Source organism: Deinococcus radiotolerans, assembly GCF_014647435.1.
GTDB classification, from domain to species: Bacteria; Deinococcota; Deinococci; order Deinococcales; family Deinococcaceae; genus Deinococcus; species Deinococcus radiotolerans.
The window spans coordinates 553,923-577,362 of sequence record NZ_BMPE01000001.1 but is presented as its reverse complement, the minus strand read 5'-3'; the positions used below and the strand labels follow the sequence as shown (position 1 = coordinate 577,362).

The window sequence follows — 23,440 nt, the reverse complement described above, 5'->3', positions numbered from 1 at the left end:
CTGAAGTGACCCTAAAGACAGTTAAGTGGCCACCCCGCCGGATGGGCAGATGCTCAAGGGGTGCTTCAGGAGCCGGAATGCACCGCCCTTCGCGTCAGAGAGGAAATCCACCGCACTCCTCCCCAGGCCCAATGAGTTCGAGTGAGAAGACCATGCAGGCGGCCGTGCAGTACCCTGACCAGCTGTGACCGCCCCGCCCGACCCGACCCGGCCCGCACCGGACGCACCCCAGACCGAGCAGTGGCGGCCCTGGCTGCTCAGCGCCCTCGGCGTGTATCTCCTGACCACCTTCGCCTTCACGCTGGCCCGCGTGGACGGCGACTCCATGAACCCCACCCTGACGTCCGGGGACGTTCTGCTGCTCCTCAAATACCCGCGCTGGCTGCGCGCCTGGGGACTCGGCGGCCCCTATCCCCGCCGGGGTGACCTGCTGATCTTTAAAGCGCCTGCCGACAGCCCGTACGCCTACGAAACCGTATATGGCGTGCGGCACCGCCAGTACAACGTCAAACGCGTGCTGGCCCTGCCCGGCGATACCGTCGCCATCCAGAACGGCCGGGTGACCGTGAATGGCCGCCCCATCAGCGAAAGTTACGCCAGCCAGGGTTTCGTGGACGACCAGACGCCCCTGCGCGTCCCGCCGGGCAAGGTGTGGGTCATGGGGGACAACCGCCGCATCGGGGAGAGCCTGGACAGCCGGACGTACGGGCCAGTGGACCTGCGCGACGCGGCAGGACCAGCCGACCTGCGCCTGTGGCCCAGACCCGGCCTGATCCCCCGCTGACCGTCGGCCAGCGTCCATTCACCCGGCGAGGGGAGGGCGCTCACAATCGCGCAGTACGGTGCCCTTCATGAAGTTTGCCCGACCCGCCCTACTCCTCACCGCCCTGAGTCTCACCGGCATTGCCGCTGCCCAGACCCTCGTCACCTACAGCGATCCGAAACTGCCATTCACCGTCAAGCTGCCCCAGGGGTGGCTGGGCGTGGACTTCAAGGACGGCACCAGCGGCGTATCCATCGTGTCCGCCAAGGCGCCGCCCGCCACCCTGATGCGCCTGCTGTTCGTGGACAAGGCCGGTGGGAAGCCCACCCCGGAAGGTGAATTCAAGAAGTTCGAGGCGGGCATCAAGGGCACCGGCGCCACCGTGAAGCAGACCGCCAGCCGCACCATGAAGATCGGCGCGCTGAGCGGCGTCGAGCGCAGCTACACCCTCACGCACCCCAAGGGGCAGCTGAAGATGCGCGTCTGGTACGGCGTGGGCGCCAAGAACCTCTACTCCTTCCAGCTGACCGACACGCCCGCGCGGTTCGCGCAGGCCAGCGCAACCTTTGACAAGGTCCTGGCGAGCGTCAAGTTCAAGTAAAGCCGGGCACCTGAGGCACGCTGGCCGCCTTCGCACTGAGCTGGCCAGCGTAGTTCAGCGTACGCAGGGCAGCTGGTATGCCCGGACACTGCCGCCAGAGACGGTAGGTCTGCCGTCGCGCAGGTCCCGCCCATCACGTCGCCCATGAGGTTCGACTTGCGTGGGGTACAAAAGAAGCGCGTCCGCCTGAGCGGACGCGCTTCTCCCATCTGGGCGGTTTAGCCCTGCTGAGCGGCTTTGGCCTTGTTGATGGCCTTGGCCAGGCGGCTCTTCTTGCGGGCCGCGGTGTTCTTGTGCATGGTGCTGCCCTTGGCGGCCTTGTCGATCAGGCTCTCGGCGCGGGACTGCACGGCAGCGGCGTCCTCGGCGCCCGTCTGGGCGGCCACGACGGCCTTCTTGCTGAAGGTCTTGATGGTGCTCTTGCGGCTGCGGTTGATCAGGCGGCGCTTGAGGCTCTGGCGGTGACGTTTCTGGGCGGATTTGTGACGAAGGGCCATGGTGGTTCTCCTTGTTCTCCCGCCGCCTGTCTGGCGGATCGGGGCGGTTCCCATGGCGGGAACGCGAGCGTCCGGGCGCAGCTGTGCCTCGGCGCGCCGGCCTGTCCTGTGAAGGTCTGGCCGGGTCGCTCACTGTGGGTGGGCAACCTGAGCACTATAGCGGCATGGCCCGGGGTCCGGCAAGGGCGTCCGGGGTGGCCGCCACCTTCCGCGCCGGACGGGCGCGCCATACTGGTCGGGTGAGAGCCCGCCGCCCCAGATCGGCCCCCGCCCCGGATGCCCAGCCGGACCCGGCGCGCCTCGCGAGGGTCCGGGACCCGCAGGAGGAGCGCGACGCGCTGCTGGCGTACGCTTTTCGCGCGCTCGGTCAGCGCGCCCTAAGTGCCGCTGAGCTCAGAACCCGGTTGGAGCGCCGCACGGAGAATGCGGAGCTGGTCAGCGAGGTGCTGGGCCGCGTGCAGGAACTCGGGTACCAGAACGACGAGCAGGTGGCCCGCAGTGAGGGCGCCCGCCGGGGGGTGGGGACCATGCGCGTCCGGCAGACCCTGAAGCGGCGGGGCGTCAGTGACGGCCTGATTCAGGAGGTCGTGAGCGCCCGCGATCCGGACCGTGAGCACGAGGAGGTGCTGGCCCTGCTGGAGCGGCGCTGGTCCTCCCTGGCCCGCAAGCGGGACCCGCAGGCCAGTGCGTTCGCGTTCCTGGCGCGGCGCGGTTATACCGGCAACGTCATCTGGCCTGCCCTGCGGGAGTTCATGGCGGACCGCCCCGCCCCGGAGCCCGGGGAGGAGCCCGACTGGTCCGGAGATGACGGCACCGACGGGGACTGATCCGGTCAGGCGTTCAGGAGGCGCACCGCGCCGGGCAGCACGGTCACGTCCACCCGGGTGACCGGCGTGCCGAGGTCGCCGTCCAGGTGAATACGGACTGGCCGGTTCCAGCGGACTGAGACCTGCCGCGCTGCGGCGTGATGCGCAAGGGGGTGCGAGAGGTGCGTGCCGCGCAGCACGCGGGCCAGGAGCCCGGCCAGCTGGCGCCAGTTCATCGGACCGCCCACGATGACGTTCAGGCGCCCGTCCCGCACGTCCGAGCGGGGGCTGATGAGGAACCCGCCGCCGTACCGGGTGCCGTTCATGACGGCCACGATGGCGCTGGGACCCGCGTAGAGCGGCGCGCCGTCGGCCTCGACCGTCACGTCGGCCAGCGCCAGGGCGCGCAGGGTTGCCACGGCGGCCCAGGCGTAGCGGGCGAAGCCCTGTACGCGGGCGGGCACGCGGTCCATGTTTGCGGTGACGTCCGCGTCGAAGCCCATGCCCAGGCCGTTCAGCAGCGTCCGTTCCGTCACGCGGCCGTCCGCGTGGCAGGCGCGGACCGCCAGGGCGTCCACGGCGCGCGGCGTGAATGCCAGGCGGTCCAGCGCCTCCGCGAAGGCACCGGGTTTCAGGCCCAGCAGGCCCGCGAAATCGTTGCCGGTGCCCAGCGGCATGACAGCCAGTGGCCGCCCGGTCTGCACCACTGCGGGCAGCAGGGCGCCCACGGTGCCGTCGCCTCCCACGGCCATCAGCGCGGTGCTGTCTGGCAGGGCCTGCACCCGCTGGAGGGCCAGCGCGGCGTTCTCCTCCTGAATGAGGCTGTACGTTAGGCCGCGCCGGTCCAGTTCGGCGCGCAGGTCCGGCCAGGCCCGCACGGCCAGTCCACCGCCCGCGTGCGGGTTGAGCACGACGGCCAGTTCAGGCAGGTTCGCTGGGCGGGGGGGTGAAGCGTCACTCACAGTCCCCTCAGCATACGGCGTGCCATGTCCCGCCCCCCGGTGCATCAACCGAGTTCAGCCCCCGCACCGGCAGGCACGGGGGGCCGTGGCGCGGGCCTGCCCTCACTTCATGTTGGGGTCGCCCTGCAACTTGCGGGCTTCCATCAGGCCCACGAGGCGCAGCCACTCCTCCTCGCTCAGAGCGTCAGGGGACTGTCCGGCGGCGTGCTCCTGGAGCAGGTCGCGCATCAGCTGCACTTCACGGTCGGAACTGGCCTGTTCGCCCAGGCGGGCGCGGATCGCGTCATCGGAGATCATGCCGCACCCTAACGCGGGGCGGCGCGCGCGGCCCTTCACGTGCCCACGAGCGTCCCTTCACGAAGACAGGAGGGGGCGGGGACACCTGCTGATGCCCCCGCCCCTGCCGGTGCCGCTCAGACGATCGCGGGTTCCACGTACTCGCCGTACACGGTCTTCAGGATGTCCATCTGTTCGCCCAGCGTGCAGTACGCGTGCGCGCACTCCAGGAAGGCCGGCATGGAATTCGCGCCCGTGACGGCCGTGTGCCGCAGGGCGTCCAGCGCCGCCTGGGCGCGCTGCGGGTCGCGTTCGCGCCGCACCTGCGCCAGCCGCGAGGCCTGCAGCGCCTCCACCTGCGGGTCGATGATCTGGATGGGGACTTCCACGGCGTCCTGCACGAACTCGTTCACGCCGACCACGATGCGGTCCTTCGTCTCAACTTCGCGCTGGTAGCGGTACGCGGCCTCGGCCATCTCCAGCTGGAAGAAGCCGCTGTCAATCCCGGCCTCCACGCCGCCCATCAGGCGGATCTGCTCGATGTACCCCATCGCGGCGGCCTCGATGTCGTTCGTGAGCTTTTCGACGTAGTAACTGCCCGCCAGGGGGTCCACGACGCCCGCCACGCCGGTCTCGTACGCGATGATCTGCTGGGTGCGCAGGGCGATGGCGGCGCTCTCCTCGGTGGGGAGGGCCAGGGCCTCGTCGAACGCGTCGGTGTGGAGGCTCTGCGTGCCGCCCAGCACCGCTGCGAGCGCCTGGATGGCCACGCGGGCGATGTTGTTCAGCGGCTGCTGGGCGGGCAGGGACACCCCGGCCGTCTGCGAGTGTGTGCGCAGCATCCAGGACCGCGGGTTCTTCGCGCCGTAGTGGTCACGCATCTGCCGCGCCCAGATGCGCCGCGCGGCGCGGAGCTTGGCGATCTCCTCGAAGAAGTCGTTGTGGATGTCCCAGAAGAAGCTGATGCGCGGCGCGAACTCGTCGATGTTCAGCCCGCGCTCCAGGGCCTTCTCGACGTAGTGGAAGCCGTCCGCGAGTGTGAAGGCCAGTTCCTGCACGCCGGTCGCCCCGGCCTCGCGGATGTGGTAGCCGGACACGCTGATGAAGTTCCACTTCGGCAGGACCTTCGGACCCCATTCAAAGGTGTCGATGACCAGTTTCACGCTGGGCGCGGGCGGGTAGATGAACTCCTTCTGCGCGATGAATTCCTTCAGGATGTCGTTCTGAATGGTGCCGCCCACCTGCCCGAGGTCCTTGCCCTGCTTCTGCGCGTTGGCGATGTACATCGCCCAGATGGCGTTCGCGGGGCTGTTGATGGTCATGGACGTCGTGACCTGCGTGGGGTCGATCCCGCGGAACAGGATCTCCATGTCCGCGAGGCTGCTGACGGCCACGCCGCACTTGCCGACCTCGCCCTTGCTGAAGGGGTGGTCACTGTCGTACCCCATCAGGGTGGGCAGGTCGAACGCGGTACTCAGCCCCGTCTGCCCGGCTTTCAGCAGCGCGTGGAAGCGCTCGTTGGTCTGCTCGGCGCTGCCGAAGCCCGCGAACATCCGCATCGTCCAGAGCTTCCCGCGGTACACGCTGGGCTGCACGCCACGCGTGTACGGGAACTCGCCGGGGTAGCCCAGGTCCCGCTCGGCGTCCCAGTCTGTCAGGTCGTCGGCGGTGTAGATGGGTTCGGGCTCCATGTCGGAGAGGTTCTTGAAGTTGTACTTGCGCTCGGGGAACTTCTGCGCGGCGGGGCTGTAGACGCTCTGCATCCACTCGTTCTTGCTTTTCATTGGGGACCTCCGGGGCGGGGGAGAGGCTGGAACAAACGCTCGTTAGGCTGCTCCTCAGAATAGCAGGGCGCCCGCCTCTCAGCCTCAGCTGCGGCAACCGGGCCGATGACCGGACGCTAGCGTGTCCGGCAGTGACGACCCCCAACGACCTGCCCAGCGCCGCCGATTTGGCCGCCTTCACCCTCGAAGCCCAGCACCCCGCCACGCACGACTGGCTGGACCGCGCCGTCCGCCTCCAGAACCTGACAGGAGAGCACGAGTTCGATCTTCAGCTCGCCACTGACCTTGACCTCGCCGCGCAGCGTGCCGAATTCCTGAACGCCGGACCCGACGCCCCCGCGTACCTGAACCGCTGGGCGCCAGTGACCAGCGACCTGCACGCCATGCTCAGCATCCGCTTCAAGGGCCTGGACGTCACGAAACCCTTCGTGGACGTCAGCGTCACCAGCCGCCCCGTCACCCGAGCCGACCTCCCGGCCCTGGCCGAAGCGGCCCGCGCGTACGCCGACTTTCAACCGCCTCGCCTGCGGTTCTGGAGCGCCGCGCCCATGACCGACTGGCCTGACCTGGACCCGGACCGGCGCGTCCTCGCGGCGCCCGTAGTCGACCTGAGTAGCCATCCTGTCCCGGACGGGCTGAGCCTGACCCCCACCTCCAACACCACCCGGTACGCCGACGCGCAGGTCGCGTATGCCGAGGTGGACGCCGCCCATCCTCATCACACGAACGAGGCCCGCCTGCTGAGCAGCGACGATCTTCAGGAGTGCATCGACGCCGGCACCATGTTCGACGTTCACTGGCGCGGCGAATGGGCCGGGTACGCCGGCACCCTCGCGTATCCGCAGCTGGGATTGGACGCGCAGGTCGTACAGGAGCTCCTCCTGACCCCACACGCCCGCGGACAGGGGCTGGGCGCGGCGCTGAGCACCCTGCTCACCCGGCACCTCCCGGACGCCGGACAGGTCCTCAGTGGCACCATCCACGGCCGCAACCGGGGTGCGCTCGGCGCCGCCACCCGCGCCGGACGGCACGACGTGGGCGGCTGGTGGTGGGTGCCCCTGACCTGATCAGCTGTCTCGGCCAGGATCGTCGGTGGCGGCCTCGTCCTTGCGGCTCATGAGGGCCTCCTGCACGGCGCGTTCCACCGCCTGGCCGCGCACGGTCCGGGCGGCCCGCACGGTGAACAGCATCACCACGCCCGCGAACAGCATCGTGAAGTACAGGTACGCGCTGGGCACGCCCACCTCGAAGGCCTCCGCGACGAGGTTCGTGCCGACCAGCAGCAGGAACGCCGCGGCCAGCAGCTTCAGCGGCGGGTGCGTGTCCAGGTAGCGGCTGATCGGGCCGCTGGCGGCCACCATGATGATCATGGCGATCACGACGGCCGTGATCATGACCGGCACGTCGCCGCTCACACCGATGGCGGTGATCACGCTGTCCAGGCTGAACACAATGTCAATCAGCGGAATCTGGAGGATCACGCTCAGCAGCGACACCTGCCCCACCTGCGCCTCACTGCTGCCCAGCGGATCAGCGGCCATCCGGGACAGCTCCCGCACGCTCTTGATCATCAGGAAGAGGCCCCCACAGATCAGGATCAGGTCCCGGACGCTGACCTCCTGCCCGAGCACGCTGAACAGTGGCGCCTGAAGCCGCGTGAGCCACGCGATACCAGCCAGCAGGGCCACGCGGGTCACGACGGCCAGACCCAGCCCGACCGTGCGGGCCAGCGCCTGCTGCGCCTGGGGCAGGCGTGAGGCGAGCAGCGTGATGAACACGATGTTGTCGATGCCCAGCACGAGTTCCAGCAGCGTGAGGCTCAGAACGCCCACCCAGCCCTGCGGGGTGCTCAGGACGTGAAGGAACTCGGTCACACCAGCCACCCTACGCAGCGCCGCAGGCCGCCGCTCAGAGCGTGAAGGGACGCTCAAGTGCGCGCTCTGCCGGGCGCTTTCAGGTGGGGTCCCGCGGCTTCTACACTGCGTTTCTCATGCGACGCTCAGCAGCCCGCCGGGACGGCCCGTGACCGCCCCCGACTCCCGCCCGCCGGCCAGTATCTTCGTGGTCAACCTCCTGCCGGTCGCCACGGCCGTCATCGCGCTGCTGCTCCTGCTGTCCTTCTTCGGGCAGGTCGCCCCCAGCCTGCTGGCCATCACCCTGGCCGTCATCCTGGCCACCGCCCTCAACCCGCTCGCCCGGCGCCTCGAACGCTGGATGCCGCGCGCCGCGGCCGGTACCCTCACGGTGCTGCTGGTCGTGGCCGTGCTGGGCGTGACCGCTTACCTGACCATCCCCCCGATCCTGGCGCAGCTCAGCAGCATCGGGAGCAGCACCTTCGACCTGAGCCGCATCGAACCGAAACTGAACGCCTGGCTCCGCTCTCACCCGCAGATGGACGCCATGCTCCCCGACGACGCCTTCGCCCGCGCGCAGGCGCAACTCACGAAACTCAGCGCCCGCGTCACCGAGATGCTCCCCAGCCTCGCCGGACTGATCATCGGCGGGATCTTCACAGCCCTGGTCACGCTGGTCATGGTCGTGTACGTGCTCGGCAACCCCGTCCCACTCGTGAACGGCGTGCTGGGCGCCGTGCCCCCCACCCACCGCCTGAAAGCCACCTACGCCCTGGCACAGATCCTCAAGCAGACCGGCGCGTGGGGCCGCGCCACGCTGCTCGTCATGCTGGTCACCGGCAGCTGCACCGCGCTGGGCTTCTACCTGCTGGGCGTGCAGAACTGGCTGGTGTTCGGCATCCTGGCCGGCCTGGGGGAACTCGTTCCGAACATCGGACCGGTTATCGCCACCATCCCGCCCATCCTGTTCACGCTAGCCGAAGACCCCCAGCGGGCCCTGTGGGTCGCGCTGTTCGTGCTGGTCTTCCAGCAGGTGAGCGGCTTCACCCTCAGCACCTTCCTCGTCGGCGGCGCCGGGAACCTCCACCCCCTGTCCGTCCTGACCGGCGTGATTCTGTTCGGCGGGGTGTTCGGCCTGGTGGGTGCCTTCCTGACCGTTCCGTTCCTGATCGTCATCAAGGCCATCTACCAGCACTTCTACCTGCGGGAAGCTCCGGACATCCCCGACGCGGTTGCCATGGCCCTGATCAGCGGCGTCGTCGAGGAACAACTGGAACGCGAAGACGAGGCTCGCGAGGCCGTGCGCAAGGCTCGCGCGGAAGTTCAGGAAGCTGAACTGGAACGCCAGCTAGAACAGGGCGAACTGGACCTGGAAGCCGCACTGTCCACCGAAGTCACCCCGGACGAACCGCAGGCTGAACCGGACCCGGAAGGGCGGTCCGGCAGCGCCGACCCCCGAACCGGTCCCTGATCTGCTAGAATCTACGTTTGGGTGTCCCGCCCACGCGATGTGCGGCGGGCTTTTTCATGCCTACGAGAGCAGAAGGCCGCCGGCGCGCGAGCAGCGCAGAGGGCCAACCGCTCCGGCAACAAGGGAGCTGAACCACATGGAATATCGCAACATCGCCATTATCGCCCACGTCGACCACGGCAAGACCACACTCGTCGACGGCCTGCTCAAGCAGACCCTGAAACTCGGCCACGGTGAGGAAATCGCCGAGCGCGCCATGGACAGCAACGACCTCGAACGCGAGCGCGGCATCACCATCCTCGCGAAGAACACCGCCGTCGAGTACAACGGCGTGAAGATCAACATCGTCGACACCCCCGGCCACGCCGACTTCGGCGGCGAGGTCGAGCGCGTCCTCGGCATGGTCGACGGCTGCCTGGTGCTCGTGGACGCCGCCGAAGGCCCCATGCCCCAGACCCGCTTCGTGCTGCGCAAGGCCATCGAACTGGGCCTCAAACCCATCGTGGTCATCAACAAGATCGACCGCAACGACGCCCGCCCCGAAGAAGTCGTGAACCTCACCTTCGACCTGATGGCCGAACTCGGCGCGAACGACGACCAGTTGGACTTCCCGATCCTGTACGCCATCGCCCGTGAAGGCAAGGCGTTCAAGGACCTGAACGAGCCCAAAGAGGACATGCACGAACTGTTCGACATGGTCCTCGAGCACATCCCCGCGCCCAAGGTCGACTTGGACGCCCCCTTCCAGATGCTCGTCACGAACCTCGACTACAACGAGTACTTGGGCCGCATCGTGCTGGGCCGCGTCAACCGCGGCACCGTCAAGAAGGGCGAATTCGTCCAGCTGATGCACAAAGACGGCACCATGACCAAGGCCCGCGTCGTGCAGCCCTTCACCCACATGGGCCTGCGCCGCATCGAGATCGACCAGGTGGGCGCCGGTGACATCGTCGCCCTGGCCGGCATCGAGGACGCGCAGATCGGCGAGACCGTCGCCGACCTCGCCGATCCCGAGGCGCTGCCCATCATCACCGTGGACGAACCCACCGTGAGCATGATCTTCCAGCCGAACACCAGCCCGTTTGCCGGCAAGGAAGGCAAGTACGTCACCAGCCGCCACATCAACGATCGCCTCAAGCGCGAAGTGATGACCAACGTGTCCCTGAAGGTCGAGGAAATCCGCCCCGACGAGTTCAAGGTCAGCGGCCGCGGCGAACTGCACCTCTCGATCCTGCTCGAAACCATGCGCCGCGAAGGCTACGAAGTGCAGGTCGGCGCGCCCCAGGTCATCATCCGCGAGATCGACGGCGAGAAGCACGAGCCCATCGAGCACCTCGTGATCGACGTGCCCGAGCAGCACTCCAGCACCGTCATCGGCGTCCTCGGCGCCCGCAAGGGCCAGATGGTCAACATGGAACCCCAGGGCACCCGCACCCGCGTGGAATTCAAAATCCCCAGCCGCGCGCTGTTCGGCTTCCGCACCCAGTTCCTGAGCATGACGCAGGGCGAAGGCATCATGAGCCACATCTTCGACGGGTACGCCCCGTGGGCCGGTGAACTCAAGACCCGCCAGAACGGCTCGCTGGTCAGCATGGAAGACGGCGTCGCGTTCGCGTACTCCATCTGGAAACTCCAGGACCGCGGCAGCTTCTTCATCGACGCTGGTCAGGACGTGTACGTCGGCATGATCGTCGGCGAGAACGCCCGCGAGCAGGACATGAACGTGAACGTCTGCAAGAACAAGAAGCTCACGAACGTCCGCTCCAGCGGCGCCGACGAGGCCCTGACCCTGATCCCCCCCAAGCGCATGAGCCTGGAAGACGCCCTGGAGTACATCAGCGAGGACGAACTCGTCGAACTGACCCCCCAGAGCATCCGCCTGCGCAAGAAGATCCTCAACCCCAGCTTCCGCAAGTAAAGTCCGGAACGCACCGCGCCCCCTCCCTTCCCGGAGGGGGTGTTGCCTTTGGCCTTGTCCCGGCGCTCACCGCCCTCACGACCTGCACGCCATACACTCGACTCATCCCGTGTGCCCAGGAGGTGCTCCCCGTGAACTTCACCACCGTCCCCCGATTCCGCCCGTTCCCCCTGGCTGCCCTGACGCTCGCCGCCCTGACCCTCGCCACGCTGCTGAGCGCCTGCTCGCTGGGCCGCGACGACCGCTCCGCCGAGGCCACCCAGGCGGCGGCCGACGCGACGCTCCGCGACGCCATGACCGCCAGCGCCCGCGCCGTTCAGGGCACTGAACTAAAAGCCGACGCCCGCTGGTTCACCTGCCCGGGCGGGATCGGGTCGCGCTACAGCGGCGGCGGCATCATGAAAACCCCACAAGGTGACCGGGCGGACCAGCTGGCCGCCATCCGCAGCGCCGTCCTGGCCGCCGGATTCCAGGACGCCACGCAGGTTGATGGTCACGTCACTGCCCAGCGGGACGACGTGAGCGTGGATGTCCGATTCCGTCTGCCAGACCAGTCCTGGACGTTCAGTGTTCTGACCCGCTGCCACACCTACGGCGGGAAGGACCGGGCGCGCGTGCAGTCCGGTGACCGCCACATCATCCTGCCCTGACGCCGCCCGCCCTGACCGAGTGCGGCGCCCGCGATCACGGCCCGTGAGGCCGGTGGTCGCGGGCGTCACGGGTGAGTGTCAGTCGCCCAGCACCGTCAGGCCTAGCAGGGCAGGGTTGGCATTGCCGCCCGCGCTGACCAGGGTCACCGAGCGGATGACCTGATCAGGCTTGGGATTCACCCATTCGAGGACAGGCACGGCGACGCTCAGGCCCTCGCCGGTCACGCCGTTCCAGCCGGGGGCGGGGATCATGCTGGTGGGCGCGGTGTCCGTCCAGGCGCGGATGTGCCGCCCGTACTCCAGCGGCTGCGTGACCTTTGACCCGTCGGCGTACTCGATCTCGTACTGGCCGACCTTCTCGCGGTTGGTGGCGGCGGGCCAGCCGGTGACGTGCAGGAACGCCAGGGCGCGGGCCTTGCGGTTCAGGTCCACCGTGGCGCGCTCGGGCAGGGCCTTGACGCTCGCGCGACTGCCGCGCAGCATCACGGCGCCCCGGACGTCGAACAGGTACGCGCCGAGCCGCTGCACGCCCGGCTTCAGGTTGCGCAGGTCAATGTCCCTGCCCTTCCCGATCCAGCCGCTGCCGTCCTCGTCGGCCAGGGCGCGCGTGACGACAGGGGAGAGGTCCACCGTGGCGCCCGCCTCGGCGCGGTAGGGAGTGGGTTGGTAGAGGTCGCGGTAGCGGAGTTCCGCGTCCTTCACGGGCGGCGCAGCTGGGTTCCAGAAGGCGCCCGCCGCGCGCACGAACGGCGTGCCCTGGTCGGCGTTCCCGTCCCAGATGCTGGGGTTCCCGAAGTACCCGGTCCAGCGGGTCTGGATCATGCCCTGCGCGCCGGTACCCGCGGCGGCCTGCGCGTGGCCTTCCGCGTTGCCCGGGTCGGACCAGCTGGCCCCGAAGGTCGGGAAGCCCAGCTTCTGGATGGTACCCAGCAGGCCGAAACTGTTCCCCGGCGCGTAGTTCCAGTACGCCACCTGCAGGTCCTTCGGCAGGCGGGCGGGCAGCGTGCCGATTACGGCGTCCGCGAAGGCGGTGTCGTGCCAGATCATGCTGTCCACGCCCAGTCCCTTGAGGTAATCGTGGAGTTTCACCACATCGTTCACGAACAGCGTCTCGAACCCCAGGGCCTTGCCGTTCTCGCGGGCGGGGAAGCGGTCGCGGTTGCGCACCTCGTCGTGCCCCAGGTGAATGACCTTCGGCCCAAAGACTTCCACGGCCTCCTTCAGGATCGGGATGATCACGCGGTCGTACGTGGCGGGGTTCAGGGTGTCGTACGCCCACGGGTTCTGACTGTCCGGGTCCTGCCGCAGGTCGAGGTTCTTCCCGCCGTAGAACATCCAGCCTGCGTGCGACAGCGTCTCGATCAGCGGGATGACCTCCAGGCCGTAGCTTCGGGCGAGGTCCGCCACGCGCCGCGCCTCGGCCTTGCTGGCCCCGCCGGGGTGCGCGAAACCCCCGGCCTTCGCCGTGTCCCACTGCACGTAGTTGCTCATGACGAGCACCGCGTTGTACTTCAGGGCGGCCAGCATGGGAATCAGGGTGTCGTTCACGCCCTTGCTGTACTGGTCGAGGTAGATCATCGCCACGCGCTGGCGCAGGGCGGGCGCGTCCGTGATCCGAGCGTAGCGCACGCCGGCGGGCGTCAGGAGCTGCCGCAGGGTCTGCGCGCCCAGGTACGCGCCGCGCGCGTCCGCGCCCACCACGAACGCGCCCCCGTCGTCCACCCACAGCGCGTAGGCTTCCGGTCCACTGGGCGTCAGGCCCGCCGCCTTCGCGCGGGCGGCCAGATCGGCGTCGGCCAGCGTGCCGATCACGATGCTTTTCGCCCCGGCTGCGGCGTCGCCCAGTGTCAGGCCCAGTCTTGTCTTCCACTCGGCCCGCAGGTCCCGCGCGGCCCAGCCCAGTTCCGGCGCCGTCCCCACCACGCGCACACCCAGCCCGCTCAGGGGCAGCGTGCCGTTCGGGAAGGTCGCCGCCTTCGGCTGCGGGACGAGCGCCGCGAAGGGCGTCTGCACACGCGCCTCCACTGTCGGGGTGAGGGTCACGGGCGTCGCCGCCGCGCCCAGGCTCAGGCTGATCAATAGAGGCCCCAGGCCCCAGATTCGCTGTTTCATGTGTCCTCCGAAAGGGGAAGGAGGCGAGTGCAGGATGACCCGCACCGCCTCCCGCTTCCCACGACCCATTTACAGGCTGGCGTTCCAGGCTTTCACGATGTCATCCAGCGCCTGCTTGGCGCTCTTCTGCCCGGCCATCGCAGCCTCGATGTTGTCCTTGAAGACCTTGTTCAACTTGCTGGCGTCCGGGTACACCAGCGTCAGGTCCTTGGCGCGCTTGAGTTCCGTGGACGCCACGAGGCGGCCCTGGCTGACGGCGTCCGCACCGCCCTGCTTGAAGAACTTGTCGGTGCTGGCCTTCACGGTGCTGGGGAAGGTCGTCTTCGTGACCTTGCTGAACTGCAGCTGGTTCACGTCGTTCGTCAGGAACAGCGCGAGCTTCTGCGCCAGCGCCTTGTCGCGCACGCCCTTGGGCACCATGAAGCCCATCAGGCCGGTGTGGATGACGTTCCCGGCGATGTTGATCGGGTACGGCGCCACGCGCGTCTGATCGAAGATCGCCTTGTTGTCGTTCTGCACGCGCAGGATGAACTGCGGGCCCGTGATCAGCATGCCCAGCTTCCCGGCCGAGTACAGCTCGGTCGCGGCCGTGAACCCGCGGCGCATGGTGTCCTCGGGGATGTAGCCCTTCTTGTACAGGTCCACGTACGTCTGGAGCAGCTTGACGTGCTCGGCGCTGTTGAACACGGCCTTGCTGCCGCTCTTGTCGAGGATGGGCAGGCCCGCCTCCTGGAACACGTACAGCATGCTGATCCCGTTGATGTTCGGCATGAAGCCGTACATGCCGGTCTTGTCCTTGATCTGCTTGGCGGCGGCGATCAGCGTCTGGATGGTGCGGGGTGGGTTGGCGGGGTCCAGGCCGGCCTTGCGGAAGATCTCGGTGTTGTACGCCACGACCTTCGGCGCCCAGTACCACGGCACGCCCATGACCTTCCCGTCGTACGTGAAGGTGTCCAGGGGGCTGGCGAAGTACAGCTTCTTCTGCGCGGCGCTCAGGTCCAGGGGCTCCAGCGCGCCCTGCTGCACCAGCTTGACCGTCATGTCGCTGCTGAGGTTCACGGCAGCGGGGGGCCGGCCGGCGGCCACGGACGCCAGCAGTTTCTGCTCCATGGCGGTGGCGGGCACGTCCACCCACTTGAGTTCCACGTTCGGGTTTTCCTTCTCGAACTGCGTGACCAGGCGGTTCATCTCGTCGTTGAACAGAGGTGCGAGGCTGATCGTCCAGAATTCCAGCTGGGTCTTCTGCGCGTGGGCGGCCCCGCCGAGCATCGCGGCGGTGATCAGGGTGGTGAGGACGCGGTGTTTCATGCTTGAACTCCTGGGGTGAGACACGCCGGTGCGCGCGGGAACGGCTCCGGCAGGGGAACTTGAGAAGGATGTGCGCCGAATGTAGCGGTTTTCAGGCCAGCGCGTCTGAGAACCTGAGGGCCTCACTCTCACCACCCCGTCAGCTGGAGCGTTTCGAGCCCACCCCTAGGGCCTGGGCGAACCAGCGGGTCACGTGATCCGGCCGGGTGATCGCGCTGCCCACCACTACCGCGTGCGCGCCGGTCGCCAGGGCCTGCGCCGCCAGTTCCGGCGTGTTCAGACGGCCCTCCGCGATGAACGGCAGCCCCGCCCTGTTCAGGGCGCGCATCAGCTCGAAATCCGGCCCCGCTTGCTGCGGGCTGTGCGGTGTATACCCGCTCATGGTCGTGCCCACGATGTCCGCGCCCGCCGCGTAGGCCGCGTGGGCCTCGGCCAGCGTGCTCACGTCCGCCATGGCCAGCGCTCCGCAGGCGTGCGCCTCGGCAATCAGGTCCGCCACCGCGTACGGGCGGGGCAGGTCCGTGCCGTCGAACGCCACGACGTCCGCCCCAGCCTGGGCCACTGCGCGCACCTCTGCCGGTGTGGTCGTGATGTACACCGGCGAGCCCGGCTGCGCCTGCTTCGTCAGCCCGATCAGCGGCACGTCCGTCAGCGCCCGCACCGCGCGGATGTCCTCCGGGCTGCGCAGCCGCAGGCCACCCGCGCCGCCCAGCAGCGCCGCGCGGCTCATCGCCGCGATGATCCCCGTGTCCCGCATCGGGCTGCCGTCATCCGCCTGCACGCTCACGATCAGGACGCCCCGCAGGCGCATCAGCACGTCATTCACGCCCGACAGCCTACCGGACACCCGGCCGGACTGGTGCACGCCACCGCCAGCGGTGGCCCGGCGCGCGGTGGCGTACCCTGAGCGGCGTGAGCCCAACCCTGCACAGCACCCTGTCCAGCGGCGCGCTGGTGATGGTGGACATCCCCGGCCCCATCCTGGACGACGACACGGCCGAGCACCTGCGGCGGCGCGGCATCCGCAGCGTGTGCCTGTTCCGCAAGAACGTGGAATCTGAATCTCAGCTGCGGACCCTGTGCGCGGACCTGCGCGCCGTGATGGGTGAGCACGCCCTGATCGCCCTGGATCACGAGGGCGGCGCGATCCTGCGCCCGCTGTTCTGGCCGTTCGCGCCCAGCGCCATGAACCAGGGCGCAGCGCGGGACGAGGGACTCACGGAGGACGTGAACGCGGCGCTGGCGCGGCAGCTGCGCAGCGTGGGCATCAACTGGAATTTCGCGCCTGTCCTGGACGTGAACGTGAATCCCGCCAATCCCGTGATCGGCGAGCGGGCCTACGGCGCCGACGTGGACGTGGTGACCCGCATGGGTGGTGCGGCGCTTGCCGGGCACGACCGCGCGGGCGTGGCGGCGTGCGTGAAGCACTTCCCGGGGCATGGGGACACCAGCCTCGACAGTCACCTGGCTCTGCCGCGCGTGGACAAGCCGCGAGAGGCGCTGGACGCCGCGGAGTTCGCGCCGTTCCAAGCGCTGCTGCCGCGCTCGCCCGCCATGATGACCGCGCACATCATCTACCCGGCCCTGGATCCGGAGCGGCCCGCCACGCTGTCCCGCCGGGTGCTGACCGGCCTGCTGCGCGACGAGTGGGGCTTCGACGGCGTGGTCGTCACGGACTCCATGGGCATGAAGGCCATCGACGACCACTACGGCCGGGGCGAGGCGGGCGTGCTGGCCCTGCAGGCTGGCGCGGACCTGGTGATGGCCCTGGGCCGCCGTGAGGCGCAGGACGCCACCCTGGACGCCATTCAGGCCGCGCTGGACCGGGGCGCGCTGGACGCCGCGCAGATGCAGGCCAGCGTGCGCCGGCTGGAGGCCCTGGCTGAGCGTTACCCGGCGCAGGCCGACCCGACCCTGAACCCGATGGATGACGCGCCGCTGCTGGCGGACGCCTGGGCGCGCGGCCTGAGCGCGTACCGGAACCCGGTGGCGCCGGCGCCCGGATCGCGGGTGCTGCTGGTCGCGCAGGCGAAGGTGCCCCGTGAGAATGTCAGCGAGGCCAGCGTGGACGCCCAGACCCTCGCGGATGAACTGCGCGGCGTGTACGACGTGCACCTGCACGCCTTCGAGGACCCCGCCGAGCTGGACTGGGCGGCGCTGCGCGGGCAGGAACGGCCGGTGATCCTGGCGACCACGTCCCGGCACCGGCACGCCGCGCTGCGCGGCGCCCAGCCCGACCTGCACCTGGCGCTGTACAACCCTTACGCGGCGCTGGACGTGGACGCCCCGGCCCTGATCACCTACGGATTCCAGCCAGAGGCGCGCCAGTCGATCCTGTCGTGGCTGCGCGCGGAGCGCCGCGCGACGGGTACGCTGCCCTTCCCCGCGTAAACCGCAAGAGTAACCCCGCCCCTGCATGCTCTGGGGCGGGGCTGCTCTTGTGTGTCAGAAGGCTTCGAACTGGACGGAATCCACGAGCATGTACACGGTGCCCGTCGTGGCCTGTCCGCCCCACCCGGCGCTGTTGGTGGGCCACACGTTCAGCATGATGTGCGCGGGCTGCTGCGGGACGTTCTTGGTGGTCTCCCAGACTTTCGAGCCGTTCAGGTAGTACGTGATGCGGTCGGGGCGCCACTCGTAGGTCATCGTCTGGAAGTTCTGCCCGAAGCTCACGCCGGTGGGCATGACGCTGTAGTCCTTGCTGTTGACGGTGTTCCACACGGCGGCGTTCAGCGTCTTGGGACGGTTTCCCTCGATTTCCAAGTCAATTTCGGTGGCGCTGTTGTCGACGTAGCTGAAGGCGCCGCTGATGTTGCCGCTGAGGACCTTGCCGCTCTTGGTGGGGCTGGCGCTGGTGCTGGCCGCGCGGAAGCGGTAGGTGTACCGGCCGAAGCCGAAGGTCTGGGCGCTCTGCACCTCGGCGGCGCGGGCACACAGGCCGGTCGCGCAGTTCTGCACGTTCAGCGTGAGCAGCAGGTGGCCGTTCTTGACGCTGGCCAGCGACGAGTCGAACGCGCCGGTCAGGCCGGGCTGCTGCCAGAAGCCCGCCCAGCTGGATTTGATCCACTTGCCCGCGTCGAGGGTATCGAAGTTTTCTGACCAGGTGACGCTCGCGGGGCGCAGCGTGGCGGTGGATTCGGGTTTGGTGACGCCGCTGCAGGCGACGAGGCTCAGGCTGAGCAGGGCAGTGAACAGGGTACGGCGAATGAGCATGCTGAATCTCCCTCTGGCGGCCCGGCCAACCCTGTGGGTTCCGTGGCTTTGCGTCACCGTCTTGCAACGGTTTTGCCTTGAGCATTGGGATGCTCTGACTGTCCGGCGAGTTTCGCGAAAACAGTCCTTCAAGGTTCTTACATGAACGCCTCACGTGTCACCCCCATCTGGGGGTGCGCGGCTTTAATAAAAGGGGGTGAGAGGGGGGACGTGGCCTGCACCTCGGCACGCGCCTCAACAGCCCTGGGGCGCCGGTGCAGACGCCGTCAAGGGATTCCGGCGGTTCACTTCACGCAGCGGCGGAAGGCCCCCAGTGCGGCCTCGCTGGTCGTCAATCGCCAGTCCACCCGACCGTCTTTCAGGTGAAACCAGAACGCCCGGCGGATCTTGCCGAAGCCCGGCAGGTCCGCGCACATGTACCGGATCCACGCGGCCTTGCTGCCCCCCTGCTCCACGCTGGACAGTTCGCCCAGCTGCACGGGTTTGCCCACCGCCACGCGCTTGAGCTCCGCGTAGGACGGCCCGAAGGTGTCCCGGAAACTCAGCCAGCGGTTCCAGGGGTTCGTGGTGCCCCAGTTGTAGCCGTCCAGGCCCACTTCATTCACCCACGCTCCGCCGGGGTACAGCGCCTTGTAGGAACTCAGGGCGCCGGGGAAGAGGATATTCGGTGTCCACACCCAGCGGACCGGGGCTTTCTCCGCGCGGAAGACGTTGACCATGTGCCGCCACGCGCGGATGAAGTCGGCGGGCGTGTTGGTGCGGGTCAGCTGGTACGTGCCCCAGTTGCCGTTCATCTCCGGGGCGAACGTGATCTTGACCGTGGCGCCGCCACTGCGGATGTCCCGCGCGAACTTCTTCAGGTAGGCGTCGTGGCGGCCAGAGGCGATGTCACGGTAGGGCACGCCCACGGCAGTCCCATCCGGTTTGCGGATGCGGGGCTGCCAGGAGAGTTCCAGTTCACGCTTCTGTCCCGTGAGTGCCCTGGCGTACTCCCGCTGGAAGGGCACGTTCCAGTCCTGGAACCAGCGGACGGACGTGAAGGTGCAGTTCACCTTGCGTTCCACCGCAGTCAGGACCTCAAGGCTGTTGACCGTCAGGCCGAAAATGCCGCAGCTGGGCAGGCGGGAGCTGGGTGCAGCCTGACTGCTCAGGAGGATCAGCGGTGTCAGGGGCAGCAGGATGGACAGGTAGCGTCTCACGTGTGCCTCATTCTGGCGGCGTGCCCAGTTCCGGCGGGATTCATCCGGATGAACGCACAGTGGCCCCGTATTAATGAAAAGGCCGTACTGGTCGGGCTGAATTGCAATTTCGGCACACCCCCAACGCCCCCCATTGACCGAAATTTTCAGAGGCTTCCCGTTCATCGACGCGCAATCACATCGGCCTACCTTGAATCGCAGAGGGACAGCCGAGCCGCGTGCCGGACTGTCCCCGCAACTGCCGGGAGGCGTCGATCCTCGTCTTTGAATCGGTCACCTGTACGAGACGAGAGGAGCCAGTGGTGAGACCGCCCCGAGGGAGGACTCACCATGACTGTTATTCCAGCGCTGCCATCTACCCTGCTCGGTCAGGTCATGCTGATCATCGGCAGCCTGCTGCTGCTCAAAGCCGTCCTGACGATCACCCTGTCCCTGGTTCACCGTGCCCGTCAACGTCAGCGGCTGCTCAGCGTGGCCGGCCAGCGCCTGCCCGGTGTGAGCGCCATGATCGCCGCGTACAACGAGGAAGTCGGCATTGCCGACACCATCCGTTCTGTCCTTGCGCAGGACATCCCCGAGTTGCAGGTCATCGTGGTGGATGACGGCTCCACGGACGACACCGCCCGCATCGCCGAGGAGTTCGCCCAGGCCGACCCGCGCGTGCTGGTCCTGCGCAAACCCAACGGTGGCAAGGCCAGCGCCCTGAACCTCGCCTCCCAGCACCTGCGCTACCCGGTCGCGGTGAGCGTGGACGCCGACTCCGCCCTGGCCCCGGGCACCCTGGCTACCCTGGCCCAGCACTTTAATGATCCCCGGGTGGGCGCCGTGGCCGGCGACGTGCGCGTCGCTGGGCCCGTCACGTCACTCACGCAGATGCAGAGCCTCGAGTACACCATCGGTCAGCACATGGAGCGGCGCTCCCAGGACATGCTGGGTGCCCTGAGCGTCGTGCCGGGCGCTGCCGGCGCGTTCCGCAGCGACCTTCTGCGCCGCCTGCAGTACAGCAGCGACACCCTCACCGAGGATATGGACCTCACCATTGCCATTGCCCAGGCCGGCTACCAAGTGCGGTTCGAACCCAATGCCGTGAGCTACACCGAGCCGCCCATCGCCATGAAGAGCCTGTGGCGTCAGCGGATGCGCTGGATGTACGGCACCTTCCAGGTCATGGCCAAGTACCGCCACCTGATCATGAACGCCCGTGGCGGCCGCCTGGGCTGGCTGACCCTGCCCTACGTGCTCGTGTACGGCCTGGTGCTGGGTGGCGCTGGCCCCGCCTTCGATCTCGCGGCCCTGGCCCTGATCCTCGGGAATTCCAGCAACGTCCTGCTGCCCCTCATCCTGAACGTCTCTGCTGACCTCCTTGTGGCGGGCGTGGCGCTGATCCTGGGCCGTCAGTCCCTGCGGCCCCTGTTGCTCACGCCCACTCAGCGGCTCTTTCAGCGGCCCTTTGCCATGCTGGTGATCGCTATGACCTGCGCCGCGTTTCTCTCGCGCCGCCGCATCCACTGGAACAAGCTGCCCCGCGTGGGCATTCAGATGCCCAACTCTTCGCCCACCCACAGTGTCAGCGTGCAGGCCGGGGACTGATGCCCGCCGTGATCAACGCCGTGCTCGGCACGCTCCTGCTGGGCTCCTTGATGCTCACCGCCCCCGCGCCGGAACCGACCGTCCTGGTCTCGCGCGTTGCCACGCAGGACGCCCAGACGCCCGCCGGGGAGGTCGTGGGCCATTACACGGTGCAGGTGGAACTCATCCGGACTGGCAGCAGCGTGCAGGCCCGTTCCAGATTCACCAGCACGCTGAAGGGGCCCGCCGTGGCAAACGGCGTGCTGCTGGTTACCGGGCCGGACCGCAAGGAGCTGGCCCGCAGCAACCCCCGTCAGCTCGCGACCCTGACCCCTGGCGGCCAGGCCACCCTCGTGTCGCCCCTCACCCAGGCAGAGGCCACCTGCGCCGAGGCGCTCGTCAACGTCTGGAGCGGTCCCCAGGCTCCAGGCCAGGACCCCGCAGGGCGGCGTGGACCTGACCTGCAACCTGCCGCGTTCAATGTGAAAGTCTGCCGCGCCTGAAGAAACCGGGCGGACTCGTGGCAAGAAAGCGACACCCCCCGCGGCGCACACGGACGTGCACCAGCGGGGGTGTTCAGCTCAGGGGCAGCAGGGTCGGTTGACGGGTCTAAGTGGCCCCAGGTTGGTAGCGCCACCTTCTTACTGAATGACCGTTTCGTTCATCGCCTCGATGAATTTCAGGGCGGCTGTGTGGTCCTCCTGCGCGCCCACGACACGCTGCGCGGCGCGCAGCAGGGCGGCCACCTGCGCCAGCACCGGCGCGCTGCCCTGCACGGACTGCGTGAGGTCCGTGGCGATGCCAGCGTCCTTGGCCAGCAGGCCCAGCGCGAATGTGGCGGGGAATTCACGGGTCAGGACGCGCTGCGGGATCAGGTTCTCGCTGGAGTTGCTGCGTCCGCTGCTGGCATTGATGACCTCCAGCGCCGCGCTCAGGTTCACGCCTGCGCGGCCCAGCACGGCCAGGCCCTCACCGGTGGCCCAGAGGGTCACGCCCAGCAGCGCGTTGTTCACGGCCTTCACTGCGAAGCCCGTGCCTGTGTCGCCCACATGCACGACCTTGCCCGCGAATGCGAGGTGAGGCCGGACAGCGTCCAGTGCTGCGGCGTTGCCGCCCACCATGACGGTCAGCCGGCCCTGCTGCGCGCCGACGGTACCGCCGCTCACCGGCGCGTCCAGGAAGGTCACCTGCTGGGCGGCCAGCTCGGCGGCCTGCCGCGTGGCCGCCTCAGGGTGGCCGCTGGTGCAGTCCACCCAGGTGGCGCCGGGGCGCAGATGGGGGCGCATCTGGTCCAGCACCTCGTCCACCTCGGCGCTGGTGGGCAGGCAGGTGAAGATCACGTCGGCGGCGGCCACCTGCGCCAGCGTGGCCGCCTGTGTGCCGTGGGCCTGGGCGTGCGCTTCAGCTTTCCCGGCGGTGCGGTTCCACACGAGGACGCGGGCCTGCTGGTCGCGGGCGTGGGTGGCGAGGTGCGCGGCCATCGGGGCGCCCATGGCGCCCAGGCCGAGGAAGGCGAGGGTGGTCATCGCCGTTCAGGGTAGTGGGTTTTCCGGCCCGGTGCGCTTCCCACGTTCAACTGGCGCGGCGTCAGGACAGGTGCGCGTTGACGGCAGCTTCGCTGAGCGTCCACAGGCGGTACGCGGTCCCATCATCCTGCGCCTGCGGGGCGGGCGTGGTTTCACGGGAGTTGCTGAAGTACCGGCCACTGACACTGACCGGGTCGGCAGCGAGGTGAAGGGTGGTCTGCGCGCCCTGCTCGGGCGTGATGGCGAAGCGGTCCACGAGCTGGTAGGCGCGGCTGACCCAGCCGCCGTTGTTGTGGGCGAAGCCCGTGGCGACCATGCCGGGGTGCAGGCTGTTGCTCTGAATGCTGCTCTCACGCCGCGCGAGTTCCCGCGCGAACAGGATGTTCGCCAGTTTGCTCTGCGCGTACGCGGCCCACCCGCCGTACCCGCGGCGGAATTCCGGGTCGTCCAGGCGGATGCGGCCCATGGCGTGCGCGGCGGACGCGACCGTCACGACGCGTGGCGCGTGCCCGGCGCGCAGGAGGGGCAGCAGTTCGCGGGTCAGCAGGAACGGCGAGAGGTGGTTCAGCGCCCAGGTCTGCTCGGTGCCCTCGCGGGTTTCCTGACGGGTGGTGAAGAACGCCCCGGCGTTGTTGATCAGCACGTCCAGGCCCTCCCCGCGCGCCGTGAATTCCTGCGCGGCGCGCTGGACCTGCGCCAGTTCACTCAGGTCGGCCAGCAGGGTGGCCTGGGCGCCGATCTCGCGGGCGACCTTCGCGGTCTTGTCGGGGTTGCGGCCCACGATGGTTACGTGCGCGCCCCTCGTGACGAGGTCACGGGCGGTGATCAGGCCGATTCCGCCGGTCGCTCCGGTGATCAGGACGCGGCGGCCGTGCATGCTGTTCGTCATGCGCTCAGGATAGTGGCCGCGCGCGTCCCGGAAGGGCGTGCCG

Annotated in this window: 22 protein-coding genes and 2 riboswitches; of the genes, 10 read left to right on the top strand and 12 right to left on the bottom strand. The window is 68.6% G+C overall.

The annotated features are described in order from the left end of the window. Nucleotides 1-184: 184 nt before the first annotated feature. Nucleotides 185-784 carry a signal peptidase I gene (gene lepB, locus IEY63_RS02790; RefSeq protein ID WP_189067420.1) on the top strand — a complete coding sequence of 200 codons (600 nt, stop codon included), beginning with the start codon at nt 185-187 and terminating at the stop codon, nt 782-784. Between the two features lie 67 nt (nt 785-851). Next, nucleotides 852-1,364, top strand: a complete 513-nt coding sequence (locus tag IEY63_RS02785; protein ID WP_189067419.1) for a hypothetical protein — start codon at nt 852-854, stop codon at nt 1,362-1,364. A gap of 218 nt (nt 1,365-1,582) precedes the next feature. Here the strand turns inward: IEY63_RS02785 and rpsT are convergent, their stop codons facing one another. Further along, nucleotides 1,583-1,861 carry a 30S ribosomal protein S20 gene (gene rpsT / locus IEY63_RS02780; RefSeq protein ID WP_189067418.1) on the bottom strand — a complete coding sequence of 93 codons (279 nt, stop codon included), beginning with the start codon at nt 1,859-1,861 and terminating at the stop codon, nt 1,583-1,585. Between the two features lie 239 nt (nt 1,862-2,100). Here rpsT and IEY63_RS02775 point away from each other — a divergent pair, with 239 nt between their 5' ends. After that, entirely contained in the window at nt 2,101-2,688 is a 588-nt protein-coding gene (locus tag IEY63_RS02775) for a RecX family transcriptional regulator (RefSeq protein ID WP_229784440.1), read from the top strand. 5 nt (nt 2,689-2,693) lie between these two features. Here IEY63_RS02775 and IEY63_RS02770 read toward each other — a convergent pair whose 3' ends face one another. The 3 genes from IEY63_RS02770 to IEY63_RS02760 form a co-directional block, all read right to left on the bottom strand. Then, a complete protein-coding gene (locus tag IEY63_RS02770; protein ID WP_229784439.1) occupies nt 2,694-3,629 on the bottom strand; it encodes a diacylglycerol/lipid kinase family protein in 936 nt (311 codons plus the stop codon). Nucleotides 3,630-3,731: 102 nt separating this feature from the next. Further along, nucleotides 3,732-3,926 (bottom strand): hypothetical protein, encoded by a 195-nt coding sequence (locus IEY63_RS02765; protein WP_189067415.1) that lies wholly within the window; start codon nt 3,924-3,926, stop codon nt 3,732-3,734. Between the two features lie 116 nt (nt 3,927-4,042). Continuing rightward, nucleotides 4,043-5,689, bottom strand: coding sequence for a methylmalonyl-CoA mutase family protein (locus IEY63_RS02760; protein ID WP_189067414.1), 1,647 nt, complete (start codon nt 5,687-5,689; stop codon nt 4,043-4,045). A gap of 131 nt (nt 5,690-5,820) precedes the next feature. Here IEY63_RS02760 and IEY63_RS02755 point away from each other — a divergent pair, with 131 nt between their 5' ends. Next, entirely contained in the window at nt 5,821-6,756 is a 936-nt protein-coding gene (locus IEY63_RS02755) for a GNAT family N-acetyltransferase (protein WP_229784438.1), read from the top strand. Here the strand turns inward: IEY63_RS02755 and IEY63_RS02750 are convergent, their stop codons facing one another. Next, the gene (locus IEY63_RS02750) at nt 6,757-7,563 is read right to left on the bottom strand and encodes a TerC family protein (RefSeq protein ID WP_229784437.1); all 807 of its coding nucleotides are present in this window, start codon (nt 7,561-7,563) and stop codon (nt 6,757-6,759) included. A gap of 148 nt (nt 7,564-7,711) precedes the next feature. Here IEY63_RS02750 and IEY63_RS02745 point away from each other — a divergent pair, with 148 nt between their 5' ends. From IEY63_RS02745 to IEY63_RS02735, 3 genes are all read left to right on the top strand, one after another. Continuing rightward, the gene (locus IEY63_RS02745) at nt 7,712-9,013 is read left to right on the top strand and encodes an AI-2E family transporter (protein WP_189067412.1); all 1,302 of its coding nucleotides are present in this window, start codon (nt 7,712-7,714) and stop codon (nt 9,011-9,013) included. Nucleotides 9,014-9,149: 136 nt separating this feature from the next. Continuing rightward, nucleotides 9,150-10,931, top strand: a complete 1,782-nt coding sequence (gene typA / locus IEY63_RS02740; protein ID WP_189067411.1) for a translational GTPase TypA — start codon at nt 9,150-9,152, stop codon at nt 10,929-10,931. Between the two features lie 131 nt (nt 10,932-11,062). Then, nucleotides 11,063-11,581, top strand: a complete 519-nt coding sequence (locus IEY63_RS02735) for a hypothetical protein (RefSeq protein WP_189067410.1) — start codon at nt 11,063-11,065, stop codon at nt 11,579-11,581. Between the two features lie 78 nt (nt 11,582-11,659). Here IEY63_RS02735 and IEY63_RS02730 read toward each other — a convergent pair whose 3' ends face one another. The 3 genes from IEY63_RS02730 to IEY63_RS02720 form a co-directional block, all read right to left on the bottom strand. Continuing rightward, nucleotides 11,660-13,693, bottom strand: coding sequence for a beta-N-acetylhexosaminidase (locus tag IEY63_RS02730; RefSeq protein WP_189067409.1), 2,034 nt, complete (start codon nt 13,691-13,693; stop codon nt 11,660-11,662). Nucleotides 13,694-13,762: 69 nt separating this feature from the next. Then, a complete protein-coding gene (locus tag IEY63_RS02725; RefSeq protein WP_189067408.1) occupies nt 13,763-15,001 on the bottom strand; it encodes an ABC transporter substrate-binding protein in 1,239 nt (412 codons plus the stop codon). Between the two features lie 139 nt (nt 15,002-15,140). After that, nucleotides 15,141-15,827, bottom strand: a complete 687-nt coding sequence (locus tag IEY63_RS02720; protein ID WP_229784436.1) for an N-acetylmannosamine-6-phosphate 2-epimerase — start codon at nt 15,825-15,827, stop codon at nt 15,141-15,143. A gap of 86 nt (nt 15,828-15,913) precedes the next feature. Here IEY63_RS02720 and nagZ point away from each other — a divergent pair, with 86 nt between their 5' ends. After that, nucleotides 15,914-17,392 (top strand): beta-N-acetylhexosaminidase, encoded by a 1,479-nt coding sequence (nagZ, locus tag IEY63_RS02715; RefSeq protein ID WP_308425086.1) that lies wholly within the window; start codon nt 15,914-15,916, stop codon nt 17,390-17,392. Between the two features lie 54 nt (nt 17,393-17,446). On the opposite strand, the gene IEY63_RS02710 is transcribed toward nagZ, so the two are convergent. Both IEY63_RS02710 and IEY63_RS02705 read right to left on the bottom strand, forming a co-directional pair. Next, nucleotides 17,447-18,214, bottom strand: a complete 768-nt coding sequence (locus IEY63_RS02710; protein WP_189067407.1) for a glycoside hydrolase family 16 protein — start codon at nt 18,212-18,214, stop codon at nt 17,447-17,449. A gap of 12 nt (nt 18,215-18,226) precedes the next feature. Further along, a riboswitch (cyclic di-GMP riboswitch) is annotated at nt 18,227-18,301 on the bottom strand. A gap of 197 nt (nt 18,302-18,498) precedes the next feature. Then, nucleotides 18,499-19,413 carry a glycoside hydrolase family 26 protein gene (locus IEY63_RS02705; protein ID WP_229784435.1) on the bottom strand — a complete coding sequence of 305 codons (915 nt, stop codon included), beginning with the start codon at nt 19,411-19,413 and terminating at the stop codon, nt 18,499-18,501. A 235-nt stretch (nt 19,414-19,648) separates the two neighbouring features. Then, nucleotides 19,649-19,736: riboswitch (cyclic di-GMP riboswitch) on the top strand. A gap of 7 nt (nt 19,737-19,743) precedes the next feature. Here IEY63_RS02705 and IEY63_RS02700 point away from each other — a divergent pair. Beyond that, nucleotides 19,744-21,003 (top strand): glycosyltransferase family 2 protein, encoded by a 1,260-nt coding sequence (locus IEY63_RS02700; protein WP_189067405.1) that lies wholly within the window; start codon nt 19,744-19,746, stop codon nt 21,001-21,003. Further along, complete coding sequence (locus tag IEY63_RS02695) at nt 21,003-21,485, top strand: hypothetical protein (protein WP_189067404.1); 483 nt, start codon at nt 21,003-21,005, stop codon at nt 21,483-21,485. Before IEY63_RS02700 ends, IEY63_RS02695 begins: the two co-directional genes overlap by 1 nt. A gap of 138 nt (nt 21,486-21,623) precedes the next feature. Here the strand turns inward: IEY63_RS02695 and IEY63_RS02690 are convergent, their stop codons facing one another. Beyond that, on the bottom strand, nt 21,624-22,508 hold the full coding sequence (locus tag IEY63_RS02690) for an NAD(P)-dependent oxidoreductase (RefSeq protein WP_189067403.1): 885 nt from the start codon (nt 22,506-22,508) through the stop codon (nt 21,624-21,626). A 61-nt stretch (nt 22,509-22,569) separates the two neighbouring features. Next, nucleotides 22,570-23,397, bottom strand: a complete 828-nt coding sequence (locus IEY63_RS02685; protein ID WP_189067402.1) for an SDR family oxidoreductase — start codon at nt 23,395-23,397, stop codon at nt 22,570-22,572. Nucleotides 23,398-23,440: the final 43 nt, after the last annotated feature.